This is a genomic window from Sinomonas sp. B1-1 (genome assembly GCF_050474465.1).
GTDB lineage: Bacteria > Actinomycetota > Actinomycetes > Actinomycetales > Micrococcaceae > Sinomonas > Sinomonas flava.
The window spans coordinates 1-17,691 of sequence record NZ_JBCHVF010000014.1 but is presented as its reverse complement, the minus strand read 5'-3'; the positions used below and the strand labels follow the sequence as shown (position 1 = coordinate 17,691).

General features: G+C 70.7%; 16 protein-coding genes. 5 read left to right on the top strand and 11 right to left on the bottom strand.

Annotation, left to right across the window (positions count from 1 at the left end; translation table 11 throughout):
* Positions 1-51: 51 nt before the first annotated feature.
* Entirely contained in the window at positions 52-711 is a 660-nt protein-coding gene (locus ACQ5BE_RS16635; RefSeq protein WP_430298099.1) for a TetR/AcrR family transcriptional regulator, read from the bottom strand.
* A gap of 84 nt (positions 712-795) precedes the next feature.
* Here ACQ5BE_RS16635 and ACQ5BE_RS16630 point away from each other — a divergent pair, with 84 nt between their 5' ends.
* From ACQ5BE_RS16630 to ACQ5BE_RS16615, 4 genes are all read left to right on the top strand, one after another.
* Positions 796-1,242 (top strand): nuclear transport factor 2 family protein, encoded by a 447-nt coding sequence (locus tag ACQ5BE_RS16630; RefSeq protein WP_430298098.1) that lies wholly within the window; start codon positions 796-798, stop codon positions 1,240-1,242.
* The gene (locus ACQ5BE_RS16625) at positions 1,239-2,180 is read left to right on the top strand and encodes an SDR family oxidoreductase (protein ID WP_430298097.1); all 942 of its coding nucleotides are present in this window, start codon (positions 1,239-1,241) and stop codon (positions 2,178-2,180) included. The genes ACQ5BE_RS16630 and ACQ5BE_RS16625 overlap by 4 nt, the downstream gene beginning before the upstream one ends.
* 5 nt (positions 2,181-2,185) lie before the next feature.
* Positions 2,186-3,847 (top strand): helicase HerA-like domain-containing protein, encoded by a 1,662-nt coding sequence (locus tag ACQ5BE_RS16620; protein ID WP_430298096.1) that lies wholly within the window; start codon positions 2,186-2,188, stop codon positions 3,845-3,847.
* 102 nt (positions 3,848-3,949) lie between these two features.
* On the top strand, positions 3,950-4,939 hold the full coding sequence (locus ACQ5BE_RS16615) for a hypothetical protein (protein ID WP_430298095.1): 990 nt from the start codon (positions 3,950-3,952) through the stop codon (positions 4,937-4,939).
* A 110-nt stretch (positions 4,940-5,049) separates the two neighbouring features.
* Here ACQ5BE_RS16615 and ACQ5BE_RS16610 read toward each other — a convergent pair whose 3' ends face one another.
* The 3 genes from ACQ5BE_RS16610 to ACQ5BE_RS16600 all read right to left on the bottom strand — a co-directional run bounded on the left by ACQ5BE_RS16610 (position 5,050) and on the right by ACQ5BE_RS16600 (position 10,011).
* Positions 5,050-7,131, bottom strand: a complete 2,082-nt coding sequence (locus ACQ5BE_RS16610) for an NHL domain-containing thioredoxin family protein (protein WP_430298094.1) — start codon at positions 7,129-7,131, stop codon at positions 5,050-5,052.
* A 352-nt stretch (positions 7,132-7,483) separates the two neighbouring features.
* Entirely contained in the window at positions 7,484-9,616 is a 2,133-nt protein-coding gene (locus ACQ5BE_RS16605; protein WP_430298093.1) for a cytochrome c oxidase assembly protein, read from the bottom strand.
* A gap of 110 nt (positions 9,617-9,726) precedes the next feature.
* Positions 9,727-10,011 (bottom strand): HU family DNA-binding protein, encoded by a 285-nt coding sequence (locus ACQ5BE_RS16600; protein ID WP_208710531.1) that lies wholly within the window; start codon positions 10,009-10,011, stop codon positions 9,727-9,729.
* A 226-nt stretch (positions 10,012-10,237) separates the two neighbouring features.
* Here ACQ5BE_RS16600 and ACQ5BE_RS16595 point away from each other — a divergent pair, with 226 nt between their 5' ends.
* Entirely contained in the window at positions 10,238-11,128 is an 891-nt protein-coding gene (locus ACQ5BE_RS16595; protein WP_430298092.1) for an aminoglycoside phosphotransferase family protein, read from the top strand.
* 43 nt (positions 11,129-11,171) lie between these two features.
* On the opposite strand, the gene ACQ5BE_RS16590 is transcribed toward ACQ5BE_RS16595, so the two are convergent.
* From ACQ5BE_RS16590 to ACQ5BE_RS16560, 7 genes are all read right to left on the bottom strand, one after another.
* Entirely contained in the window at positions 11,172-12,017 is an 846-nt protein-coding gene (locus tag ACQ5BE_RS16590; RefSeq protein ID WP_430298091.1) for an ABC transporter ATP-binding protein, read from the bottom strand.
* The gene (locus ACQ5BE_RS16585) at positions 12,007-12,780 is read right to left on the bottom strand and encodes an ABC transporter permease (RefSeq protein WP_344299252.1); all 774 of its coding nucleotides are present in this window, start codon (positions 12,778-12,780) and stop codon (positions 12,007-12,009) included. The genes ACQ5BE_RS16590 and ACQ5BE_RS16585 overlap by 11 nt, the downstream gene beginning before the upstream one ends.
* On the bottom strand, positions 12,777-13,640 hold the full coding sequence (locus tag ACQ5BE_RS16580) for an ABC transporter permease (protein WP_430298090.1): 864 nt from the start codon (positions 13,638-13,640) through the stop codon (positions 12,777-12,779). The genes ACQ5BE_RS16585 and ACQ5BE_RS16580 overlap by 4 nt, the downstream gene beginning before the upstream one ends.
* Positions 13,637-14,620: an ABC transporter substrate-binding protein gene (locus ACQ5BE_RS16575; RefSeq protein ID WP_430298089.1), complete on the bottom strand. Its 984-nt coding sequence runs from the start codon at positions 14,618-14,620 to the stop codon at positions 13,637-13,639. Before ACQ5BE_RS16575 ends, ACQ5BE_RS16580 begins: the two co-directional genes overlap by 4 nt.
* 37 nt (positions 14,621-14,657) lie before the next feature.
* Complete coding sequence (locus ACQ5BE_RS16570) at positions 14,658-15,647, bottom strand: ABC transporter substrate-binding protein (RefSeq protein WP_430298088.1); 990 nt, start codon at positions 15,645-15,647, stop codon at positions 14,658-14,660.
* Between the two features lie 142 nt (positions 15,648-15,789).
* On the bottom strand, positions 15,790-16,590 hold the full coding sequence (locus ACQ5BE_RS16565) for an ABC transporter permease subunit (protein ID WP_430298087.1): 801 nt from the start codon (positions 16,588-16,590) through the stop codon (positions 15,790-15,792).
* Positions 16,556-17,491 carry an ABC transporter ATP-binding protein gene (locus ACQ5BE_RS16560; RefSeq protein WP_430298086.1) on the bottom strand — a complete coding sequence of 312 codons (936 nt, stop codon included), beginning with the start codon at positions 17,489-17,491 and terminating at the stop codon, positions 16,556-16,558. Before ACQ5BE_RS16560 ends, ACQ5BE_RS16565 begins: the two co-directional genes overlap by 35 nt.
* Positions 17,492-17,691: the final 200 nt, after the last annotated feature.

Here is a 17,691-nt window from a genome sequence, read left to right as displayed (position 1 = left end):
GGCGCTCCCACCGTTGCGGGGTCCCGTCCCCACCGTTGCGGGGTCCCGTCCCTACGGTGCCGCCACCAGGTTCGCCGTGAGCGTCCGTGCCACGAACTCCCCCAGCCGCTCATGGCTCCAGCCGCGCTTGAGGACGAGCGTCTCGTAGAGCTCGGCAGAGGTGCAGGCGAAGAAGACGTCGGCGACCTCGGCCTCGCTGAGCCCGGGGCGCAGCAGCCCACGGGCGAGCACGTGCCGGGCGTTGTGCAGCATGCGCCGGTACCGCGCGCCGTCGACCTCTTCCAGGAGCGCGGCCATCGCGGCGTCCCCGCTGGCCGCGGCGTCGCGGACGAGAAGCACGACGGGCGAGCCGATCGGGCTGACCTCGGCGACGAACCGCCCGAACTGCTCCATGAGCGCGCGCGGCTCCGTCGCGGCCTCCTGGGCGGCGTCGGAGCGCACTTCGGCCGGCACGTCGCCCGAACCGAGGAGGCTCTGGTCCCAGATCGCCCGGACCAGACCGGGCTTCCCGCCGAAGTTCTTGTACACGAACTCGGCCGAGACGCCAGCGGCCCGCGCGATCTGCGCGATCGTCGTCGCGCCGAACCCCTGGGACAGCAGCAGCTCGCGTGCCCGCGCGAGGACCTCGCGCCGCGAGGCCTCGGCACGCTCTCGCCGGAGCGACGCGTCGTACCCGCGGGCGCGGCCCGAGCCGTTGACCGCCTGTGGCACCGGATCTATACTCCAATCAATACAGTGAACTGTATTCAATTGAGCGTACCAGCCTCCACCTTTCCCAGCACACAGGAGCACGTCATGGACGCCTCAGGAATCGACCTCCTCCCGGCAGGTCCCGTACGCCGGGTCTTCGAGGCCATCAGCCGCCACGACCTCGACGGCATGGTTGCCTGCTTCGCCGAGGACTACCTCAACGAGACCCCGATCCACCCGGACCGCGGCTTCAGGGGCCGCGAGCAGGTCCGGAAGAACTGGACCTCCATCCTCGCCGGCATCCCGGACCTTGTTCCCTTCGTCGTCCGCGCGACGACGGCGCCGGACGGCATGGTCTGGGTCGAGTGGGGGCAGCGGGGCACCCGACGGGACGGCGTGCCCGTCGATCTCGCCGGCGTCTCGGTCTTCACCCTCGACGACGACCTCATCTCGGCCGTCCGCTTCTACCTCGAGCCTGTCGAGCACGCATCGGGCGACGTCGACGCCGCCGTCCGCGAGACCACCGGTGTGGGGACGGGAGGCCGGCCATGATCCTCGTCGTCGGCGGCACCGGCCGCCTCGGCCGCGAGCTCGTCGCCCAGCTGCTCCGCAGGGGCGAGCGCGTGCGCGTCATGGCGCGCGGCGCCTCCCAGCCGTTCCCGGCCCCCTCCCCCGACACTCCGGCAGGAAGCGGGGCGGACGACGGCGCCGAGTACGTCCGCGGGGACCTCACCTCCGAATCCGACTGCCGCCGCGCGGTCGAGGGATGCAGCCAGGTCGTCTTCGCCGCCTCGGGCTTCGGCATCCCCAAGGGCGCCGACGAGCGCAGCGTCGACCGCGACGGCGCGATCCGGCTCGTGCGCGCGGCGGCACAGGCCGGCGTCGGCCACCTCGTGATGATGTCGATGCACGGCGCCGCCCAAAATGCCCCCATCGAGTACCTGCGCTGCAAGGCGGCAGCCGAGGAGGCCACCCGCACCTCCGGCATTGCGTGGACCATCGTGCGCCTCGGAGCCATCCTCGAACAGCGCCTCGACATCATGGGCGAGGGCCTGGCTTCCAAGGGCAAGGTGCCCGTCTTCGGCTCGGGCGAGGCCCCGGTGACCTTCACGTCCGCGCACGACGCCGCGGCCGTCGTCGTGCGCGCCCTGACGGACCCTGCGCTGAGGAACCGCGTGATCGAGTGGGGCTCCGAGACGCACACCGCCAACGAGGTTGCAGGGGCGATGATCGCGAAGGCGGGCCGCGGGTCGGTGCAGCGCGTGCCGACGCCGGTGCTCCGCGTCATGGCTGTGGCCGCGAAGCCGTTCTCGCCGTTCCTGGCCCGGGTGGCCGGGGCGGGGGTGTGGGAGGACTCGGGCGACGAGTCCTTCGATCCCGCCCCCGGCCGCGCCGAGTTCCCGGACCTTCCGCTCACCAGCCTGGAGGAGGCTCTCGCTGACATGATGCCCGCCGAGCAGCGTGGCGCGGGTCACTCCCCGCTAAGCTGAGCCGCATGGCTGAATCGAGCGCGGCGAAGACCAGCACGGCGAAGACGACCGACGAGAAGCTGTCCACGATCCAGAAGGGCTACGTCTTCGAGGGCGCGACCGTGGCCCTCGGCGCGGCGATCGTGGACGGCGAGGTCCGCCCGGAGGCGCAGGTGGGCCTTCCGCTGGCCATGATGAACCGGCACGGGCTCGTGGCCGGCGCGACCGGCACCGGCAAGACCGTCACCCTGCACATGATCGCCGAACAGCTCTCCACGGCCGGCGTCCCGGTGTTCCTTGCGGATATGAAGGGCGACCTCACCGGCCTCGCGACCGGCGGGGAGGGCAGCGAGAAGCTCCTGGCCCGTACCAAGGGCCTCGGGCAGGAGTGGAAGTCCTCGACCTTTCCCGTCGAGTTCCTCGCGCTTGGCGGCGAAGGCACCGGGGTGCCCGTGCGGGCGACCATCACCTCGTTCGGGCCGATCCTGCTCTCGCGCGTCATGGAACTGAACGAGACGCAGGAATCCAGTCTGCAGCTCATCTTCCACTTCGCCGACAAGAACCAGCTCGAGCTGACGGACCTCAAGGACCTGAGGGCCGTCATCCAGTTCCTCACCTCCGCCGAGGGCAAGGACGAGCTCGAGAACCTCGGCGGGCTCTCCAAGGCCACGGCCGGGGTGATCCTCCGCGAGCTCGTCGGGCTCGAGGCCGCCGGGATGGAGAAGTTCTTCGGCGAGCCCGAGTTCGACACCTCGGAGCTCCTCCGGACCGCTCCCGACGGGCGTGGGGTCATTACCTGCCTCGAGCTTCCGGGGGTGGCCAGCAAGCCGCTCCTGTTCTCGACCTTCCTGATGTGGCTGCTCGCGGACCTTTTCGAGGACCTGCCCGAGGTGGGCGACGCAGACAAGCCCAAGCTCGTCTTCTTCCTCGACGAGGCACACCTGCTGTTCAACAACGCGTCCAAGGCGTTCCTCGACGCGATCACGCAGACGGTCCGGCTCATCCGCTCCAAGGGCGTGGGCATCTTCTTCGTGACCCAGACCCCCAAGGACGTCCCGGCCGATGTGCTCGGGCAGCTCGCGAACCGGGTCCAGCACGCCCTGCGCGCGTTCACGCCCGAGGACGCGAAGGCACTCAAGGCCACCGTCTCCACGTTCCCCGTGAGCGACTACGACCTTGGGGAGGTCCTCACCTCCGCAGGGATCGGCGAGGCCGTCATCACCGTGATGAACGAGAAGGGCGCCCCGACCCCGGTGGCCCTCACGCGCCTGCGCGCCCCCGAGTCGAAGATGGGCCCCTCGGACCCCGCGCTCGTGGCGAGCACGGTCCAGGCCTCGCCGCTCCTCGGGCGGTACGGGACCGCCGTCGACAATGTGACCGCCTACGAGAAGCTCCAGCAGGCCGCGGAGCAGAAGCAGGCGGCTGAGCCCGCCGCACAGACCGGCGCGCCCCTGCCACCCCCGCCGCCGCTCCCCTCGCCGAACCTCGAGCCCCCCGCCCCGCGGGACACGGACCGACGGGACGGCGAGGGGCACGACGGCGGCGGCGTCCTCGGCGACGTCGTAGGCAGCCTGGGCGGTGCGCTGGGCGGCGGGCTGAAGTCGATGGCCCGCTCCTTCGGGACCCAGCTGGGCCGCGAGCTCATGCGCGGGATGTTCGGCACGTCCTCCCGCCGGCGGCGCCGCTAGCCGCCCGCGCCCCGGGTGTGCGCTGTCCTGGGTGCGGGTCGCCCTGGGCGCGGTCCCGCCCCCGCGTTCGTCGGCCCCGCCCGCGTTGGTAGGCTGGGGCGAGTGCAGAAGAGTCCCGCCCTCCTCAGGGTCGCCGCCGCATGGCTGCTGGCCCTCGTGGTGGCGATTGTGGGCTCGGTCGTGGCCGTGCGGACGGTGAAGTCCACGGTCTCCGGGCCCGAGCAGCCCGTGCGAAGCTACGTCGCCGCGCTCCAGGCCGGCGACGGCGCCCGCGCCCTGGGCGTCCTCCGCGCCCAGGTCCCGCCCGGCAGCCCGGCGCTCCTCGACGGGACGCCGCTGCGCGACTCGATGAGCCGGGTGCAGGACCTCGCGTTCGAGACCACCGAGTCCGACGATGACCACGCCTCCGTGACCGTCCACTACACCGTGGACGGCGGCCGGCACGACAGCACCTTCCGGCTCGAGCGGACGGGCACCGACTGGCTGTTCTTCCCCCGCTGGCAGATGGTCCGCGGCACGCTCCCCACGCTCCAGGCGACCGTGGTGAACTCCGCGCGGGCCACCGTGAACGGCGTGGCCGTGAACATGCCCGGCGGAGCCAACGCGTTTCCCGTCTTCTACCCCGGCTCGTACGTGGGATCGCTCCCGGGCGAGCAGTTCGCCGCCGAGCCGAGCGCCGTCGTGGTGAGCGGCACGAGCGGGACGCCGGCCATGAGCCTTGCGACCAAGGCGACGCCGCAGCTCGTCGAGTCGATCGAGACCAAGGTGCGCGGCTACCTGGACGAGTGCGCCCGCACGGCCACGCAGCAGCAGCGGCTCCAGCCGGACTGCCCCTTCGCCCTGGCCACGAACAGCCGCATCCAGGACGGAACCATCCAGTGGAGCGTCGAGACGTACCCTATGGTGTCCGTCGAGCCGTTCGAGGGCCACTGGGTCGTGGCCCCGCTGACCGGCACGGCGCGGCTCAAGGCCACCCAGATCAACCTCTTCACGGGCGCGCGCCAGCCCCTCGACGAGGAGCTCGGCTACGAGTTCTCGGCCCGCCTCGACGTCACCGACACGGCCATCACGGTCACGCCCCAGTTCAAGTAGCCCAGTCACGCAGCCGCCCCTCTGAGGGGCACCTTCTGGGGGTCACCTCCTGGGGGTCACCTCCCGGAGGTCACCCTCTGGGGGTCACCTCCTGGAGGTCACCTCCCGCGTCAGTCCATGCCGCGGAGGTCCAGCGTGAGGGCCGAGTCCGCCCCGTCCTGGAGCACCACCGGGATGCCCCAGTCCTGCTGGTACAGGTGGCAGGCGGCGTGGTCCGGGATGTCCTCGCCGGGCGCACCGTCGCAGGCCGCGGCACGGGCCGTGATGTGCAGGACGCCCTCGGCGATCGCGGGGTTGAGCTCGAGCGTGCGCGCGAGGCCCTGCGACGTCCCGGTGCCGCCGAGCAGCAGCTCGGGCGGGGTCGAGGACACCTTCAGCTGGGTCGGGTCGCCCCACCGGTCGTCGAGCTTCTGCCCAGTCGGAGCGGCGAAGCGCACCTTCAGGTCGAGTGGGCCGGCGGCGACGGCGGTGCGGGGGCGCTGGGTCTGGCGCTCGCCCTCGTCGACCTGCTGCGCCTCCTTCGGAAGCGGCACGAGGACCAGCTCGTGCCGGTTCGTCTCCGTCACCAGCAGCAGCGGCTCGCCCTCCTCGGGCACGACGACGACCACGTCCGCGGGCTCCGCGAGTCCCCTCGCGAGCGTGGAGACCGCGCCGGTCGCGGGCTCGTACCGGCGCACGGCGCCGTTGTACGTGTCGGCGATGGCGACCGATCCGTCGGGAAGGACCGTCACGCCGAGCGGATGCTGGAGGCGGGCGGTGTCCGAGTCGCCGTCGCGGAAGCCGAAGTCGAAGAGCCCCTTGCCCACGGCCGTCTCGACGACAACGTCCCCGTTCCGCCCCGATGCGCCGAGGCGCAGGCGGCGCAGGGCGGACGTCTCGGAGTCGGCGACCCAGAGGTCCCCGGTGGGGTCGACGGCGAGCCCGGACGGCTGCGCGAACCACGACTGCGGCCCGGAGCCGTCGAGGAGTCCTTCGAGGCCCGAGCCGGCGAGGATCGCGACCTCGTTGGTGAGGGGGTCGAACGTGAAGATCTGGTGCGTGCCGGCCATCGCCACGACCGCCTTGCCGAGCTTCTCGCTCCACACGACGTCCCATGGCGAGGAGAGCGAGACACCGGTGCCGTGCCCGAGGTAGCCGATGTCCTCGGCGTCGCCGGCGTACACGTCATGGGGTGCCCCTGAACCGTCCGACGGCGAGCCGGCCGCCGCGGTGGCGGGAGCACCGGCGTCGTCCTTCCCGGCCTTGGCCCACGTGCCCGCGCCGTCGCCGTCCACCCGGGCGGGGCCCGCGTCGAGGAGCCGCTGGACGCCGTTCCCGGCGAGGGTCTGCACATAGCCGGAGCTGAGGGTCACGCCGCGGAGCCGGTGGTTGACCGTGTCCGCGACGATGGCCTCGTAGCCGGTCTGCCACGCGACCGACGCCGGCAGGACGGCGATGCCCTGCGGCTCGTTGAACTGGGCGACCTCGGCCTGGCCGTCGAGGTGCCCCTTCGTGCCGGAGCCGATGACCCGCTCGACCGTGGTGAGGTCCGGGCGCAGCTCGACGAGGCGGTGGTGGCCGGTGTCGGCGACGAGGTAGTTGCCGTTGGGCAGCGGCACTGCCTGGCCGGGGAAGCGGAGCGTGCCCGCGGTGGGCTCGGGTGCGACGTACGGGCCGTCGCCGCGGTGGAGCGTGCCCTTGGCCTCGTGCTCGGCCACGAGTTCCTCGACCAGCACGCCGAGGCCGCCGCCGTGGCCCTCCCCGGACAGGTGCGCGACGATGTAGCCCTCGGGGTCGACGACGACGAGGGTCGGCCACGCGCGCGCCGTGTACGCCTGCCAGGTGAGCAGCTCCGGGTCGTCGAGGACCGGGTGGTGGATCTCGTAGCGCTCCACTGCAGCCGCGAGCGCCACCGGGTCCGCCTCGTGCTCGAACTTGGGCGAGTGCACGCCGACGGTGACCAGGACGTCGCTGTACTTCTCCTCGAGCGGGCGAAGCTCGTCGAGGACGTGGAGGCAGTTGATGCAGCAGAAGGTCCAGAAGTCGAGGAGCACGATCTTGCCCCGCAGCGCCGCGAGGTCCAGCTCCTTGCCGCCGGTGTTGAGCCAGGCCCGGCCGCCGAGCTCGCTCGCGCGGACGCGACGGGCGGTGCGCACGGAGTCAGCGCGCAGGGTTCCGGCGCTGTGCTGGTCCTCAGTGGATTCTGCGGTCACGGGCACTCCTCATGCATGGTGGAACGGGGCCGATAGGGGCAACCCCATTATCCCGGGCTTTCTTCCCCACGTTACGCCGCGCGTCGCCGGCACCCACACGCCGAAGTCACCCCGTGCGGGCCCGAGGTCACCCCGTATGCTCCCGAAGTCACCCCCACCGACGCCGAGGTCACCCCCCACCGACGCCGAGGTCACCCCCTATGCGCCCGAAGTCACCCCCACCGACGCCGAGGTCACCCCCTATGCGCCCGAGGTCACCCCCCCGACGCCGATTCGGCGCCACACCCGGTGACCTCGACGCCACACCCGGTGACCTCGGCACCACACCCGGTGACCTCGGCGGGGAGGTCGCCTACTGCCCCCGGGAGCGGTCGCGCTCGTTGAGGCGCGAGAACATCGCGTTGTACGCCTCGAGCTCGGCCTCGTGGTCGCGGTCCGCGGCGCGGTCGCGGCGCCGCGTCTCCCGGGCGTCCGCGGTGGACCACATGACCGCCACCCCGATGGCCACGAAGAGCGTCGGGATCTCGCCGATGCCCCAGGCCACGGCGCCGCCGGCCTGCTGGTCGGCGATCGCGGAGGGCCCCCACGTCCGCCCGAGATTGCCGAAGTACCCGGGCTCGAGCAGGATGTCGGAGCCCATGATGGCCACCCCGAAGAAGGCGTGGAACGCCATGGTCGCGAACAGCAGCAGGAGCCGCAGCGGGTACGGGGCGCGGCGCGGGAGCGGGTCAGAGCCGATCATCGTCAGCACGAAGATGTACCCCGTGAGCGTGAAGTGCAAGTTCATGAGCTCGTGGCCCACGTGGTCGCGCATGGCGTACCCGAAGATGTCCGAGTAGTAGAACAGGATGATCGACCCGGCGAAGTTCGCGGCGGCGAAGAGCGGGTGCGTCACGAGCTGCGACCACTTGGAGTGCACGAACACGAGGATCCACTCGCGCAGCCCGCGGCTGCCGTCGCCGCGGGGCGTGAGCGCCTTGAGCGCGAGCGTGATCGGGGACCCGAGCACGAGGAAGATCGGCGCGACCATCGTGAGCATCATGTGGTCCACCATGTGCGCGGAGAACAGCACGCGCCCGTACACGGCCGGCGGCCCGCTCGTGATGTAGGTGAGCGCGGCAAGCCCCACGAACCACGTCAGGGCCCGCGCCCACGGCCACGAGTCCCCACGCCGCACCACCTTGACGATCCCGAGCGCGTACGTGACGGCGCCGAACAGTGCGACGGCGACCCAGAGCCAGTCGGCGCGCCACTCGGTCAGCCAGCGTGCCGGGGTGAGCTCGGGCGGGAGCTCGTAGCCGGTGAGGATGAAGGCCGGCGAGGCGTCCGGGGCATAGGTCGTCGGCTCGGGCGGCGCGGAGCGCGACAGTGCGACCGCGACCCCGGACACCGCGCCCATCACGGCCAGCTCGACGCCGATGAGCTGCCACAGCACCCGGCGCGCCGACGCCCCGCGGCCCAGCTGCGGGATGACCCACTGGCGGTGCATGAAGCCGATCCCGCCGAGCACGAGGGCGAGGGCCGTCTTGACGAGGATCAGCTGCCCGTACGCGGACCCGACCAGGTCGCCGAGGTTCGGGAGCCGGATCAGGGCGTTGATGACGCCGGACGCCACGACGAGCAGGAATGCGAACAGCGCGAGCGCGGAGAACCGCCGCAGCGCGGCCTCGGTCGCGTCGGTGGCACGCACGACGGCGCGTCCTCCACTCCCGTCGGCCGCGGAACCCGGGCGGTCCGCACCGCCGGCGAGGGTCCGTCCGAGCAGGGCCAGGACGCCGACGCCTCCGAGCCAGAGCGAGGCACCGACGAGGTGCAGGCCGAGGGAGTTGATGGCGCCCTCGTGGTCGCCGGCGCTGGCAGAGTGCCCGATCAGCGCGAGCGGGACGAGGCCCCCGAGAGCGAGGAGCCCGGTGAGGGCAAGGCCCGTGAGCGATCGGACCGCGAACAGGAGGGTCGCCACGACTGCCGCGATGATCACCATGCTGAGCCAGGCGCGCCCGACGTCCAGATCGGTCATGAAGAAGACCAGTTGCTTGGTGTAGTCGGCGCTGCCGGAGAGGGGCTGCCCCACGAGGTCCGAGTGGGTCAGGACGAGGACGGCGATCGCGCTGATCGTCCACACGATGGCGCCCGCGGTGGCGATGCGGAGGGACCGCGTGAAGGCCGGGTGCTCATCGGCGTCGTCGTGCCCGTGGTCGGTACGCCGTCGCGAGGGGTAGCGGGGCAGGACGCCCACGGCGAAGGTGATCCCTCCGATCACCAGCGCGAGGGAGACGTTGAGCACCGCCTTCGCGACGGGGAGGCCCCACCGGACGAGGGCGCCCGGGTCGAGCACCTGGCGCGGATCGGCCGCCCCGGAGAACAGGAGCCCTGCAGCGAGCGCCACCAGCACCGCGACGCCGGCTCCGATCGCCCAGCCGCGCACGGGTCCGCCCGTGGCGGTGTCGTGGGCGGGCGGACGGACGGGAAGAGCAGAACGAGGCACCTGTCCATTCTCCCCCACCGGCCCGGGACGGATCTCCACCACCGGGTGGGGGCCTTAACGCCCTCAGGGGGCAGCGGTGTCTCCCGCCGCCCCCTGAGAAGGGAAAAGCCTTACTTGCCGGACGCTGCGGCCTTGAGCTTCGAGCCCGCGGTGAGCTTGACGCTGTAGCCGGCCGGGATCTCGATGGCGGCGCCGGTCTGGGGGTTGCGGCCGGTGCGGGCGGCACGCTCGGTGCGCTCGACGGCGAGCCAGCCCGGGATGCTGACCTTCTCACCGTTCGCGACGGAGGTCTCGAAGACCTCGAACAGTGCGTCGAGCACACCGTTGACGGCGGTCTGGCTCAGGCTGGTCTTGCCAGCAACCTCTGCAACCAGCTCGCTGCGGTTCTTAGCCATGTGTCCTCCTGGACGTGTGGATTGTTCGTGCCAGTCCCCGCGCGGCTTTCGCCCGGGGCCTGCTGTTACCGCAACTTACCAGTTGAGAGTCGTGACGCCAGCAGAAACCCGCGTGTTTCCGCGGTTTTCCGGGCACTTTCCCCTTTCGAGCCCGCCCAGCACCCCTTAACCGAGTGCCAAAGTCCCATATCCGGACCCGCCCGGCGGGGGACAGTACCGTGGGAGGGTGACCGATTCCACGCCCCTGAACGCCGGGCAGATCGCCCTCCTCGAGGCATGGTTCGGGGCCTGGGACGTGCTCGAGGACCTCTCGTGGGGGGTCCAGGGCATCCACGTCCTGCGCGTGCGGACGGCGCGCGGGACCGTCGTCGTGAAGGCGTCCGAGACCGGCCACCACATCCAGCGGGAAGTCCGGGCGCACCGCCGGATGACGGCGCCGCTCGCCTCGCTCGACCCGCCGCGGGCGTCCCGGCTCCTCCACGCCGACACCCGCGCGGGCGTCCTCGCCACGACGTGGCTGCCCGGCCGCATCGTCGAAGGGAGTGCGCACGAGCGGTCCGAGGAGGCGTTCCGCCAGGCCGGCCAGCTCCTCTCGCTCGTCCACGTGCCCGGCGAGAAGACGGCTAGCTATGACCCCGCCGCGCTGAACAAGGTCGGCGACTTCCTCACCCGCGCCAGAGGCCTGGCCCCGGCCGCCCATCTGCGCGCCGTCGAGCGCGCGGCGCACGCGCACAGGCCGGAGCCGCGGCGCCTGTACGCGACCCACGGCGACTACACGCCGCGCAACTGGCTCGTCGACGGCGATCCGTCCGCCGGCGGGAGAGTGTCAGTCATCGACTGGGGCCGCGCCGGGTACCGGCCCTGGGTCACCGACCTCGTCCGGCTCGAACACCAGTGGTTCGAGCCGGACCGGCCGGGGACGCACGACGCCGCCCGGCTGCGGGCGGCGTTCTACGCCGGCTACGGCCGCGACCCGGCCCAGGAGCCGGGCTCATGGCGCCTCGACAACATCCTGCAGTCGCTCGGAACGATCGTGTGGGCCCACGACGTCGGCGAGCCCGCGTTCGAGGAGGAGGGCCGGCGCATGCTGGCGCGTGTCGTGGACCGGCTCGCCTGAGCCTGCTGTCCCGGGTCCAGCGCACCGGCCGTCGCCCCGGGCGTCACCTCGCGTCGGGACGGTGTCCCTGCTTCGCCAGCTGGATCTGCTCGTACACGTGGTGCCGGAGCTCGGTGAAGCGCGGCAGGGCACGGGTCTCGAGCTGGTCGCGCTCGGCGGGCAGGTCGATCACGAGGTCCTCCTGCACCACCGTCGGCGAGGACGAGAGGATGATCACGCGCTGGCCCAGGTACACCGACTCGTCGATGTCGTGGGTGACGAACAGGACGGTGACGCCGAGGTCCTTCCAGATGCGCCGGATGAGGTCCTCGAGGTCGGCACGGGTCTGGGCGTCGACTGCTGCGAAGGGCTCGTCCATGAGGAGCACCTCGGGCTGGTACGCGACCGCACGCGCGATGGCCACGCGCTGCTGCATGCCGCCCGAGAGCTGCCAGGGGTACGACCGCGGGACGTGCGCGAGGCCCACGGCCTCGAGGGCCTGGCTGACGAGCTTCTCCCGCTCGGCCTTCGGGACGCCGGCGTTCTTGAGCGGGAGCTCCACGTTGTCCTTGACGCGCAGCCACGGGAACAGGGACCGGCCGTACTCCTGGAACACGACAGCCATCTTCTTGGGCGGCCCCGTGACCTTCTTCCCGTCCAGGACCACCTCGCCCTCGGTCGTGGAGAGCAGGCCGGCGATGCACTTGAGCAGGGTGGTCTTGCCCGAGCCGGACGGCCCGACGATGCACGCGAGCTCGTTGTGGCCGAGGTCGAACGTGAGGTCTCGGACCGCCTCGACGGGGCCGGCGTCCGTGTGGTAGACCTTCTTCACGCCGCGCACCGAGAGGAGGGCCTCGCCCTCGGGGAGGGTGCGCCCGCGGGGGACGGTCTGGGTCTGGTCAGGCTGCATTCTCTACCTCTTTAAGGCCGTTGTACCAGCGGAGGACGATCCGCTGGATCCACTGGAAGATGAGCGACATGGCCACGCCGATGAGGCCCAGGACCACGATCCCGGACCACATCTCGGGGATCGCGAACGAGCGCTGGAACTGCACGATGGTGAACCCGAGGCCGGACGAGGATGCGAACATCTCGGAGATCACCATGAGGATCAGGCCGATCGAGAGGCTCTGGCGCACACCGGCGAAGATCTGCGGCGCGGCCGAGGGCAGGATCTGGTACCGGACCCTGCTGAAGCCCGTGATCCCGTAGGAGCGGGTGGTCTCGTTCTGCACCGGGTCGATGGCGCGGACGCCCTCGATGGTGTTCAGCAGCACCGGCCACACGCAGCCCGACACGATCACGGCGACCTTCATCGAGTCGTTGATGCCGACGATGAGCATGAGCACCGGAACGAGCACGGGCGGCGGGATGGCGCGGAAGAACTCGAAGACCGGTTCGGTGAGCGCCCGCAGCACCGGGCTCAGGCCCACGAGCAGGCCGAGCACGATGCCCAGGACGATCGCCACGGCGAGTCCCGCCAGGAGCCTCAGGATGCTGGGGAGCACGTCCGTGAGGAGCCGGTCCCCGAACCAGGTGGCCGGGAACTTCTCGACGAGCGCGCCCGGGGTGGGCACGAAGAAGTTCGGGGCGCCCGAGGTCGCCGCCCACCACAGCGCGATGAGGAGGACCGGAAGCCCGATCCCGTAGAGGAAAGCCTTGAGGATCTTCATGCCGCGACCTCCCCGCGGATCGACGGATGCCAGGCCAGGACGCGCCGCTCGACCCACCGTGCGGCGAGGTTGACGAGGACGCCCAGCAGGCCGGTGGCGAGGATGAGGGCATACATGCCAGAGATGGCACCGCCGGACTGTGCGAGGGCGATCTCGCGGCCGAGGCCGGGGGAACCGATGACGAGCTCGGCCGTGATCGCCAGGATCAGCGCCACCGAGGCGGCCAGCCGCACGCCCGTCATGAGGTACGGGAGGACGGTGGGGAACACGACGTCGCGCACCCGCTGCCACCACGAGAACCCGTAGCTCTTCGCGGTGTTCATCGCCACCGTGTCGACGTCCGCGACCCCGTACAGGACCTGGATGAGCACCTGCCAGAAGCTCGCGTACACGACGAGCATGAGCGTCGACTCGATCTTGATGCCGAACAGCAGCACCGCGAGCGGGATGAGCGCGACCGACGGGATCGGGCGCAGGAACTCGATGGTCGAGTTCGTGGCCCGCCGCAGGAACGGGAACATCCCGATCACGAGGCCCAGCACGGTGGCGAGCACGACGGCGATCGCGAGGCCGACGGCCCACGCCGACATCGTGTCCGCCACGGCCTTCCAGAACAGCGCCAGGCCGAAGTCGTTCGCGAGCGCGGCCAGCACCTCCGAGGCCGGGGGGAGGTACTTCGCTTGGATGATCCCGCTCGCCGGCGCCAGCTCCCACAGCGCGAGGAAGGCGAGGATGCCGACGACGCCGAGCACCGGCGTCGTCCACCCGCGCCGCCCTCCGCCGGCCCGCGGCCTCGAGCGCCGCGGGGCCGGCACGGACGCCGCGGGGCGCCCGCTGGCCTGCGTTGCCTCGGTGCTCATCGCGGCAGGAGGTCGTCGAGGTTCACGGGCTTGCTGAGGGTGCCGTACTTCTGCGCGGCGTCGCCGAGCTTCTGCACGGCCGCCCGGTCGAACGCGCTGCGGTACAGGGGCAGGTTCATCTTCGCGCGCGTCGCGGCGTCGATCTTGGTGTACGTGCCCACGATGTCCCGGACCTCCTGGGGGTGCTCCTGCGCGTACTCGAGGGACTTGTTCATCGCGCGCGTGAACTTGCCGACCAGCTCGGGCTTGTTCTTCACAGTGTCCCCGCTCGTGAAGTACCCCGCGATGTCGAGCTTCGGATCGAACTCGACGAAGTTGTTGCTGATGATCCGGTCGCCCGCCTCGACGCCTGCGGTGCGGAACGGGTCCAGGATCCACGCGGCGTCGACCACGCCCTTCTCGAGCGCCGCCTGGGCGTCGGGGAAGGCGACCTCGACGAACTGGACGCTCGACGGGTCCCCGCCCGCCTTCTCCACGACCGACTTGATGGTCGTGTCGCCGATGTTGGCGAGGTTGTTGACGGAGACCTTCTTGCCGGCGAGGTCCTTCGCGGTCTTGATCGGCGAGTCAGCCTTGACGAGCACCGCGCCGAACTCCTTGGCGGGGTCCCCGGTGGAGGACGCGCCGTCGGCCACGAACCGCATGTCGAGGCCCTTGTCGCGAGCGACCATGACGGAGATGAGGTTGGAGAACGCGAAGTCGTAGCTGCCGGACTGCACCCCGGGCACGATCGCCGAGCCGCCTGTGGCCGTCTGGATGTCGAGGTCGAGGCCCTCCGCGGTGAAGAAGCCCTTGGACTTGCCGAGCCAGATCGGAGCGGTGTCCACGATCGGGATCACTCCGACCGTGATCTTCTGCGTCTGTCCGCCTCCGCCTCCGGCGGCGGTCTGCGACCCGCCGCTGGGCGAGCCCGAGCCGCAGGCGGCGAGGGAGAGGATGGTGAGCGCTGCGGCTGCTGCCGTCGCGATGCGCTTCATCATGGGTGCGTTCCTTTCAGGTCCCCGGGTGCGGGCGGGGCTACTTGACGAGGAGGGAGTCGACCGAGGGCTGCTTGGAGACGAACTTGTACTTCTGCATGAGGCTGCCGAGATCGGTGAGCTGCTTCTCGCGCAGTTCCGCGGACATCTCCTCCATGTTCAGCTTCTGCGCGGCAGCGGCGTCCATCTTGAGGAAGGTGCCGGCGGAGGCCTTGAAGCCCTGCTGGTCCTTCTGCACGGCGTCAAGCGTGGTCTGCATGGCCTTCTTGAACTTCTGCACGGTGTCCGCGTTGGACTTGGCGAAGTTGCCGGAGGTGAACGAGACCATCGTGGGCAGCCCGGGGATGACCTCCTGGTAGGGGTAGCCGAGGAGCCGGTAGTTCGGGTCGCCGAGCATCTTGCTCATGAACGGCTCGGGGACCCACGCCGCGTCGATGTTGCCCCGGTCGAGCTGCGCCTGGGCGTCGGGGAACGCGACCTCGCTGAACTTGATGGCCTTGGGGTCTGCGCCCTCCTTGGCGGCGGACTCCATGATGGTCAGGTCGCCCTGCGTGTTGACGGCGTTGACGGACACCGTCTTGCCCGCGAGGTCCTTCCAGGACTGGATCGGCGAGTCCTTCTTGACGATGACCGCCTCGATGTCGTTGCCGCTGGCGATCGAGTTCGAGAAGCCAGTGACGATCTTCATGTCGAGCCCCTTGTCGGCGGCGACGAGCACGGAGAGCGGGTTGCCCACGGCGAAGTCCATGCTGCCCGACGAGACGGCCGGCAGCATGGCAGCGCCGCCCTGACCGGTCTGGAACTGGACGTCGAGGCCCTCCTGGGAGAAGTAGCCCTTCTCGACGCCGTACTGGACTGCGGCCGAGGGCGCGATGCTCAGCAGGCCAACCGTGACCTTCGTGAGCGGACCCGAGCCGCCGCCCTGCTGGCTGGCTCCGCCGCTCCCCGACGGCGATCCTGAACCGCACCCCGTGAGGGCGACGGCGACGACGGCGGCTCCGGCGAGCGCCTTGGCAACAGTCTTCAACATGTCTCAGCTCCCTGTCGGGGGTGCCGGGTCACCGTTGGCCCGATGTGATCCACCCCACGTTAAGTGCACACTATCTTCAATCATTGAGAACATCAACTATTGATCATTCGGAGTGCCTGTGCTCCTCCAGTGCCGTGGAGCCCTAGACCGCCACGTCGCGCCGTCGGAACGCGACCACCGCGAGCACCACGAGCACCACGGCCGTCCCGAGGGCGATCCAGGCACTCGGCCAGTCCACGCCGTTCACGAGCGGGTCGTGCCCCGAGTACTGGTAGAGGGGCGAGTACTTCTGGACCGGCTTGAGCCAGTCGACGACACCCCCGAGCCCGTTCACCACGTACGCGAGGACGGCAAGCGCGGCGGGGAGCCCCTTGCTCAGGCCCGCTCGCCCCGTGGCCGCGGAGAGGGCCAGGCCGAGCCCGCCGAACACGAGCCCGAGGAGTGCGAGGTGGCCCATGGCCGCGAAGACCTTGTCCGCGGGGAGGTCCATCCCGGTCCACGAGCCTTCGACCATGAGCGAGGCTCCCATCGTCGCTGCGAGGAAGACGGTGCCCACGGCCATGGCCCCCGCCTTCTCCAGCACGATCCGGGCCCGGCTGAGGGGCGTTGAGAGCAGGAGTTCGAGGGTGTGGTGGTCTTCCTCGCCCGCGACGGCGGCGACGCCCGTGCCGATCGCGTACAGGAGCACGACGATGGGCCCCATGAAGGACAGGAGCTCGATCTTGATGTAGCCGGTCGGCGTCGTCATGTCCGCGCCCGACATCGCGAAGAGGCTGCGGAGCGCCTCCGGCATCTGGTCGAGGAACGCGTTCATGGATGGCTGGTCCCGGATGCTGGGCCATATCGCCGCGTACATCGCCACGAGGACGGCAATCGCGACCGCCCAGCCGGCCAGTGCCCGCAGCTGGTCACGAAGCGTCTTGAGGAACACGCTGGTCAGCATGGTCGGCCCCTCCTCCGTAGTAGGTAAGGAACATCTCGTCGAGCTCGGCCTCCGCGCACTCGAAGTCGATCACGGGGTGGGCGCTGACCCTCTTCAGGAGGGCGTCGAGGGCTGACTGGGGAGCGCTGCAGGTCATGGAGTGGGTGTCGACGGCGAGGTCTCGCACGTCGGGAACGCCCGCGAAGTCCTCCGGCCTGACCTCTGCGCTGAACGATGCCCTCACGTGGTGCAGCGACTTCTGGCTCAGGTCCGCGAGCCTCTCCACCGCGACGAGCCGCCCTTCCCGCACGACGCCGATCCGGTCGGCGACGCGCTGGACCTCCCCGAGGATGTGGGAGGACAGGAGGATGCTGCCGCCGCCGGCGGTGTGCTCGCGCAGCATGGCATGGAATTCCCTCTGCACGAGCGGGTCCAGGCCGCTGGTCGGCTCGTCCAGGATGAGCAGCCGCGGCTGCGACATGAGGGCGAGCACGATGGCGAGCTTCTGCCGGTTGCCCCGGGAGAGCGTGCGGCTGCGCTTGGCGAGGTCCAGGCCCAGCCTCTCGGCCAGTGCGCGGCCCAGCGCATGGTCCTTGCGGCCGCGCAGATGGCTCAGGTACTCGATGTGCTCGTGGCCCGTGAGCCGGGGGTAGAGCGACGGCTCCCCCGGGACGTACCCGACGAGGCGGTGCACCTCCATGGCCCGGTCCCACACGTCGAGGCCGAAGATGGCCGCGCTGCCCGCCGTGGGGCGGATCATCCCGAGCAGGAGCCGGATGGTCGTGGTCTTCCCCGCCCCGTTGGGGCCCAGATACCCGAACACCTCGCCCGGCTCTATCGTGAAGCCCACCCGGTCGAGGGCCAAGGCGCGCCCGAATCTCTTGGTCAGAGCGTCAATCACGACGGGCTGGTCTGCACGCATGCGGCCAGTATCAGCGGCGGCAGCAGGGCCGACCAGAGGCCAAAGGACCGTCTGCCGCCGGCTCCGGGAGTCCGACCCGAGTTGGCTCATTTGCTTAGTGCGTGAGGTTCGGGCGGTGGATGGCGTCGAGGATGGCCTGCTGCTGGGCTGGAACGTCGGGTGCGAAGGTCTGTGCAGCGCCGTTGATGGCGATGGTCGCC

Bases quoted from the DNA above. Each gene is read 5' to 3' on its own strand.
- ACQ5BE_RS16630 (WP_430298098.1), top strand. From the start codon at position 796: ATGGACGCCTCAGGAATCGACCTCCTCCCGGCAGGTCCCGTACGCCGG.
- ACQ5BE_RS16625 (WP_430298097.1), top strand. From the start codon at position 1,239: ATGATCCTCGTCGTCGGCGGCACCGGCCGCCTCGGCCGCGAGCTCGTC.
- ACQ5BE_RS16620 (WP_430298096.1), top strand. From the start codon at position 2,186: ATGGCTGAATCGAGCGCGGCGAAGACCAGCACGGCGAAGACGACCGAC.
- ACQ5BE_RS16600 (WP_208710531.1), bottom strand. From the start codon at position 10,011: ATGGCTAAGAACCGCAGCGAGCTGGTTGCAGAGGTTGCTGGCAAGACC.
- ACQ5BE_RS16590 (WP_430298091.1), bottom strand. From the start codon at position 12,017: ATGCAGCCTGACCAGACCCAGACCGTCCCCCGCGGGCGCACCCTCCCC.
- ACQ5BE_RS16585 (WP_344299252.1), bottom strand. From the start codon at position 12,780: ATGAAGATCCTCAAGGCTTTCCTCTACGGGATCGGGCTTCCGGTCCTC.
- ACQ5BE_RS16580 (WP_430298090.1), bottom strand. From the start codon at position 13,640: ATGAGCACCGAGGCAACGCAGGCCAGCGGGCGCCCCGCGGCGTCCGTG.
- ACQ5BE_RS16575 (WP_430298089.1), bottom strand. From the start codon at position 14,620: ATGATGAAGCGCATCGCGACGGCAGCAGCCGCAGCGCTCACCATCCTC.
- ACQ5BE_RS16570 (WP_430298088.1), bottom strand. From the start codon at position 15,647: ATGTTGAAGACTGTTGCCAAGGCGCTCGCCGGAGCCGCCGTCGTCGCC.
- ACQ5BE_RS16565 (WP_430298087.1), bottom strand. From the start codon at position 16,590: ATGCTGACCAGCGTGTTCCTCAAGACGCTTCGTGACCAGCTGCGGGCA.
- ACQ5BE_RS16560 (WP_430298086.1), bottom strand. From the start codon at position 17,491: ATGCGTGCAGACCAGCCCGTCGTGATTGACGCTCTGACCAAGAGATTC.